Source organism: Rossellomorea sp. FS2 (assembly GCF_047915635.1).
Taxonomy (GTDB): Bacteria; Bacillota; Bacilli; order Bacillales; family Bacillaceae_B; genus Rossellomorea; species Rossellomorea marisflavi_A.
The window spans coordinates 47,872-54,052 of sequence record NZ_JBLRVS010000009.1; the positions used below are offsets into that span (position 1 = coordinate 47,872).

Here is a 6,181-nt window from a genome sequence, read left to right on the forward strand (position 1 = left end):
TTCCTGCCTATTTTTTATTTAAAAAGGAAAGGCAGAACAGACAATCTTCATCCTTGCGCGGACTGCCGAAATGGATATTGCAGATGTGGAAGCCTTCCTGATAAAGGCGGGCAAGGTTATCGTAGCCTTCCCCGATATCCAATGCCTTCTCTCCTTCTCCTGCTCGTTCCATCGCTTGCGCTTCCCCGGCAGCCGCTGCGGATGAGGCCTCCGTTTGCTCCAGCCTGCGGCGTAAATGTTCATTCTCAAGCTTCAAAGAATGATTCTCCTCCACCATCTCAGCCAGGAACTCCTTGAGCTCACCCAATTGACGATGTAAATGATCAATTTGTTGTTCCATATTACTGACTGAATCAAAGAATTCTTTCTTATCCACAATGCTACACCCCGTTACTCTGTGGCTTGGAATGATACGGCACTCTCATTCATAATTTCATCTAATGTGAATTCAAGAACGCGTTCTTCCTCCTTGATCTCCACTTGAAGGATACGCTCAAGAATATTAAGACCAACCACTTTGCCTTTTCCATGAGGTGTCTTGATCACAGCCCCCATATCAGGAAGTTCTTCCTTGGCCGCCTCATATTCATCGTTCTCGTACTTAAGGCAGCACATCAGGCGTCCGCACAACCCTGAGATCTTCGTAGGGTTGAGGGATAGATTTTGATCCTTCGCCATCTTGATCGATACAGGCTCAAAATCACCCAGGAACGTCGAGCAGCACAGCATACGGCCACAAGGACCGATCCCACCGAGCATCTTCGCTTCGTCACGAACGCCGATCTGACGAAGTTCGATGCGCGTACGGAAAATGGAAGCCAGGTCTTTGACCAGCTCCCGGAAATCCACGCGTCCGTCCGCTGTGAAGTAGAAAATGACCTTATTGCGGTCGAATGTATATCCCACGTCAACCAGCTTCATATCCAGACGATGCTGATTGATCTTATCACAGCAGACATTATAGGCTTCCTCCGCGGACGACTTATTCTCGTCCACAATCAACCGATCCTTTTGATCGGCGATCCGAATGACTTTTTTAAGGGGAAGCACCACGTCATTCTCACCCACTGACTTACGTTCAACAACTACTTTACCGAATTCGACCCCGCGTACCGTCTCCACGATCACATAACAATTCTTATGGACGTCGAGCTGACCCGGATCGAAATAATAGATTTTCCCCGCTTTTTTAAAGCGTACTCCTACAACATCGTACAAAGGACCATCACCCCTGCAGTTTTAGCATAAGCTGTTCTACCAGCAGCTGCGAATTCATATTGGCGTTCAACTTGCGTTTGGCTTCAAGTATGGCCGTCATATTAGTAGAAAGACGGTTCGTCGATACATGAAGTGCGTTGGATTTCCAGTTTTCCTTTTGGTCCGGGTATACAAGCTGTTCGACTTTTCCCAGCTGGATATGGAGTAAGTCTTTATATATCAGAAGTAAAAGATCCAGTGCGCGATCGACTTGATCTTTCTCTTTGAAGTGCTGTACAAAATCCTCCTGGACTTTCACCATCGCTTGGAAGGGACTTTTCTGAAGGACTTCATATAATTTTAACACTATTATTCTTGCTTGTGCAAACCACTCATTGCGACATAATTCTACAGCTTCTTCATAATGATTGGTCAAATTCGCGGCCAAAGATGCGAATTGGGGTTCGATTCCTTCTTCCAGCAACTGTTTGACGAGCTGCTCTTTCGGAAGGGGCTTGAAGGATACAACCTGGCATCTTGACAGGATGGTCGGCAGGATGCGATGCACATTCTCCGTGACGAGGATCGCCGTCGTATCAGCAAGGGGCTCTTCGAGGAACTTCAGCAGGGAATTGGCAGCATTGGCAGTCATTTTATCCGAATGCACAATGATGTATACCTTTTTCTTGGACTCCACTCCGGTTTTGGAGAACTCCTCCTGGAGCGCTTTGATCTGTTCTTTTTTAATGGAAAGGCCATCCGGTTCCAGTAAATGGAGGTCAGGGTGGTTCCCATTATCGATCCGCTTGCAGTTGGAGCACCCTCCGCAGGCAAGCCCGTCCACTTTCCGCTCACACAGGAGCGCCTTGGCAAACAGCAGGCTCATTTCCTTTTTCCTTGTCCCCTTCTCCCCTTCAAACAGATAGGCATGGGCCACCCGGTCCTTCAGGATGCTGTTCTGAAGCATTTGGAGAACGACGGGCTGGAACGGTTGTAATTCTTCAATCATCATTTCCTAATCACTCTCTTACCTGTATAAATTGATGAGCAATCCTTTGATTTCCCCGATTTTATCAAGGATTTCGATGGATGGCCTCTCCTGATCCATCACCGCTTCGGCAAGATCGATCAGGTGCTGGTCGATGGTCTCGACGAGGCGAAGCTTCCTGCCTTCACCAAACTGATTCCACGTATGGGATTCCTGGAGCTCCACCCCGTAGTCCACCGCTTCCTTGAGGAACTTCTTCACTAGCGTCTTATATTTGGCCAGATCCCGGAATGACCGGCTCTTCCCTAAGCGGGAGCCGGCGTTCCCGATGGTCGACAACAGTTGATTCAACTGCTCCAGATGCAGCTTCTGATCATGCTGCTGTACCATTTGACCGAAGCGGGCTTGCATCGATCCCGCTTGGCGTTGATCTTTCGGCATCTTATCGACGGGTATCCGCAGGTCCTGATTAATCTTCATCCCTACACGTCCTTCTTAGAACTGATGGAATTGCTCAACCGGCATGACAAAGACCGTCGCTCCGCCGACTTCGACCTCGATCGGATAGGGAACGTATGAATCGGCGTTTCCACCCATAGGTGAGACAGGGGCCACCATCTGTTCCCTGGACTGACAGTTATCCTTGATGACTTGAAGGGCTTTATCCACCCTGATATCTTCCGTTCCGATGATGAATGTGGTATTTCCCGATTTCAGGAAACCACCGGTGCTCGCCAATTTTGTCGAACGAAAATTATGATCCCGCAGAGCATTTGATAATTTATTGCTATCCTTATCCTGAACTACAGCCATAATCAATTTCATCTGAATCATCCTCTCATTCAATCATCCATATACTTCCTACTATTATAGCACTGAACGGTGCTTTCTTACACTGTCCGTTTCTGTAAAAAGCCCTTTACGATGTCGTACGCCGCATCGGATACAACTGTCACATCAGGACTCGCATCGACCACTTGTATGCGGTTTGGATATTTATTCACAAGTTCCAAATACCCCTCCCGTACCTTATGGTGGAATCCAACCGATTCAAGATCTAGACGATTGACCTCTCTCCCTTTATGCTGATTGATGCGGTTCAAACCTTCCTCGGGCTCGATATCAAAGTAAAGGGTAAGGTCAGGCATATGATCCTCGATGGCAAACGCATTGATCTCCTCGATGGCGCGCATCCCGATTCCCCGCGCCTTTCCCTGATAAGCAAGGGAGCTATCGATGAACCGGTCGCACAGGACCACCTTCCCTTCCCGGAGGGCCGGCAGCACCTTCTCGACGAGATGTTGCCTCCTCGCTGCAGCATAAAGCAAAGCTTCCGTTCGCTCATCCATCTCTGTATTCTCTGTATGTAAAATGACTTCCCGTATCTGTTCGGCAATCTTGATGCCACCAGGCTCCCTGGTAATGACAACGGGTACGCCATCCTCTTCCAATCGTTTTGCCAGTACGGCCAATACAGTCGACTTCCCGGCCCCTTCAGGCCCTTCAACCGTTATGAAGCTACCATTCATCATGATTGTTCCTCCAATTCCTTGAACACAAAAATCTTGTTTTCTTTCAGTTCGTGACGCCCCTGGATCGCTGCGCCCACATCCAGATATTCCTTCAGTCGTCCAATCACATCATCCGTGACGGGTTCCCCTTTCAGGAGCAGGGGGATTCCCGGAGGATACGGTATGACCATCTGGGAAGAAATGCGGCCTGCAGCCGATTGAAGAGACACTGCCTCTTCCTCCCGAACCTTCATTTCCTTCCACTCCATGGACAAGAGACTATAAGATCGGCTGGATGCCGGTGGGATGAACGTCTCTTTCCTTTCCACCCCGGCCGGTTCCCCCTCAAGCATACCCTTGATCCTTTTCAGGGCCTCCCCATAAGGAAAGGCAGCGGATTCCTTCATCAGTGGAAAAATGAGCAACACCTGATTGGGGTCGGCAAGCTCTGCAAAAATACCCTCTTCCTCCAGCTTTTTCTGAAGGCGGTAGCCGGACCATCCGGAAAATCTGACAAGAACCTTAAGGGGATCATCCGGCTTCTCCACCCTTAGTCCCGGATGAAGCCTGCTAAGTTCCGAGATGAACCCGGCGATATCCGCTAACCCCTTGTCCACATCGGATGGTGTCATCGTCCCAAGGTAAGAACGGGCATAATCAAGGGATGCCATGATGGGATAGGACGGACTGCTCGATTGAAGCATGGAGAGATACTCCTTCAACCGGTGCTCATCCACCCTGGAACCCTTCAGATGTAAATAAGAACCCATCGTCATGGCAGGCAGCATCTTATGAGCGGATTGGATGACGATATCCGCTCCAAGAGCGAGTGCCGAATCGGGAAACATATTGCTTGCCTGAAAATGGGCGCCATGCGCTTCATCCACGATACAGGGAATCCCCCTCCCGTGTAGTTCCGCGATGATCTCTTGGATGGGGTAGGTAAATCCATAATAGGTCGGATAGGTCAGCACACAAGCTTTGGCCGCCGGAAACGCCTCAAGTGCCTCCTGTACCGTATCTAAAGAGACACCACGAACGGATTGCCCCTTTTCCTCCCACTCCGCTTCGAGCAGGACCGGAACAGCACCCGCAAGCCTGATCCCATTCCAAACCGACTTATGACAATTCCTCTGGACGAGTACATAGTCCCCGGCCTCACAAGTAGCCAGGATCGCCGCCATATTCCCTGATGTACTGCCATTCACAAGCAAATAACTCGACCTGCTCCCATACAATTCCGAAAGCAACGCCTGCGCCTCCGCAATCGGCCCTTCGGCATCGTGTAAATCATCCAGACCCGTGAGTTCCGTCAAATCCCCTTTATGAGCAGGATCTCCCGTAAGGATGCCATTTTTATGACCCGGTACATGAAACGAAATCGGATCGTTTTTACTATGTTTATTGATTGCCTGCACAAGCGGCATCTTTGATTGATCAACGTTCATCTTCCACTAACCCTTCCAACACTCTATCCATCTATCGTATCATATCCAGGCTCCATTGCGCTCAGGCTTATTCTTCCTGAGCTTCCCGGGCAAAAAAAAAATCATAACCAAATCGGCTATGAATAGATTTCTGGAGTATTCACTTTCTTCAACCTTTGCACGAACAGTTTATAAAGAGGATCACTTGTCTCCGTCTCCACCATCTCCCGCTCGCACTCATAGCATATAAACGATGTATACAGATGGATCCCGATCCGCTTCTCCTCACTGCAAACAATGCAGCATTCACCAACCGCCTTCGCGTTCACATTACTCATAGGGCTCTCCTCCTCCATACATCTATTCTGCCACCAACTGCCGAATTGTATACGCAATTATCAACTTTTCAACTAACTGAATTATCACGGTGTACTACCATCTTATGTATCACCGGCTTGGTCTGTGTTCACAGGCTGAAAAAAGTTGGGCGCTTCGTGACGATGAACTGTATCATCCTTTTCTGGGTTTGTACAGGGACAGAACGTCAAGTTTTGGTATGAACTGGTTGATGGGGAGGAATTTCTAATTTGATCAAGGGTGGGGTTTACATCGTTAGCATATTCGATGGTTTTTGTACACAGACAAAGCGTCAAGTTATGGGAGGTATTGGATATTTCGATTTATTTTTATAGTGCCTCTTACCATTTTTCGCATTTATTGTACACAGACAGAACGTCAAGTTATGGGTTTTTTTGGGACTAGCGTAATAATTTTATCCCTTACGAACTTGAAACTACGATTGAAAGGTCGCAAATATGCACGGACTTGCGCAAATACACGGGTCGGATCGCAAATAGAAAAATGACCATTGGTACGTTTCGCAAATTAAAAGTCGTTTTTCACAAATAAAATCAAAAATGTCGCAAGTAGATGGTTGAATTTCGCAGGTATTTTCGTGCCTGAAGGGGAACGATGGGTCCTTAAGTGCTCAAAATGGGGAAAAGATGTTGCGAGGAATGTCGAATGGTGTCAGGGACATAAGTGAATACTTTATCTGA

Annotated in this window: 8 protein-coding genes; all 8 read right to left on the reverse strand. The window is 48.2% G+C overall.

Annotated features, from left to right (window positions below; all coding sequences use genetic code 11):
* Positions 1–7: 7 nt before the first annotated feature.
* A complete protein-coding gene (yabA, locus tag ACNA6I_RS22925; protein ID WP_048007709.1) occupies positions 8–376 on the reverse strand; it encodes a DNA replication initiation control protein YabA in 369 nt (122 codons plus the stop codon).
* 14 nt (positions 377–390) lie between these two features.
* Positions 391–1,218 carry a PSP1 domain-containing protein gene (locus tag ACNA6I_RS22930; protein WP_416314218.1) on the reverse strand — a complete coding sequence of 276 codons (828 nt, stop codon included), beginning with the start codon at positions 1,216–1,218 and terminating at the stop codon, positions 391–393.
* Positions 1,219–1,225: 7 nt separating this feature from the next.
* Entirely contained in the window at positions 1,226–2,209 is a 984-nt protein-coding gene (gene holB / locus ACNA6I_RS22935) for a DNA polymerase III subunit delta' (protein WP_048007707.1), read from the reverse strand.
* A gap of 15 nt (positions 2,210–2,224) precedes the next feature.
* Positions 2,225–2,665, reverse strand: coding sequence for a YaaR family protein (locus ACNA6I_RS22940; RefSeq protein WP_048014334.1), 441 nt, complete (start codon positions 2,663–2,665; stop codon positions 2,225–2,227).
* A 15-nt stretch (positions 2,666–2,680) separates the two neighbouring features.
* Positions 2,681–3,010, reverse strand: coding sequence for a cyclic-di-AMP receptor (locus ACNA6I_RS22945; RefSeq protein WP_048007747.1), 330 nt, complete (start codon positions 3,008–3,010; stop codon positions 2,681–2,683).
* A 65-nt stretch (positions 3,011–3,075) separates the two neighbouring features.
* Positions 3,076–3,714: a dTMP kinase gene (gene tmk / locus ACNA6I_RS22950; protein WP_197082335.1), complete on the reverse strand. Its 639-nt coding sequence runs from the start codon at positions 3,712–3,714 to the stop codon at positions 3,076–3,078.
* A complete protein-coding gene (locus ACNA6I_RS22955) occupies positions 3,714–5,144 on the reverse strand; it encodes an aminotransferase class I/II-fold pyridoxal phosphate-dependent enzyme (RefSeq protein ID WP_048014333.1) in 1,431 nt (476 codons plus the stop codon). Before ACNA6I_RS22955 ends, tmk begins: the two co-directional genes overlap by 1 nt.
* Positions 5,145–5,260: 116 nt before the next feature.
* On the reverse strand, positions 5,261–5,461 hold the full coding sequence (locus ACNA6I_RS22960) for a sigma factor G inhibitor Gin (RefSeq protein ID WP_048007703.1): 201 nt from the start codon (positions 5,459–5,461) through the stop codon (positions 5,261–5,263).
* Positions 5,462–6,181 lie beyond the last annotated feature (720 nt).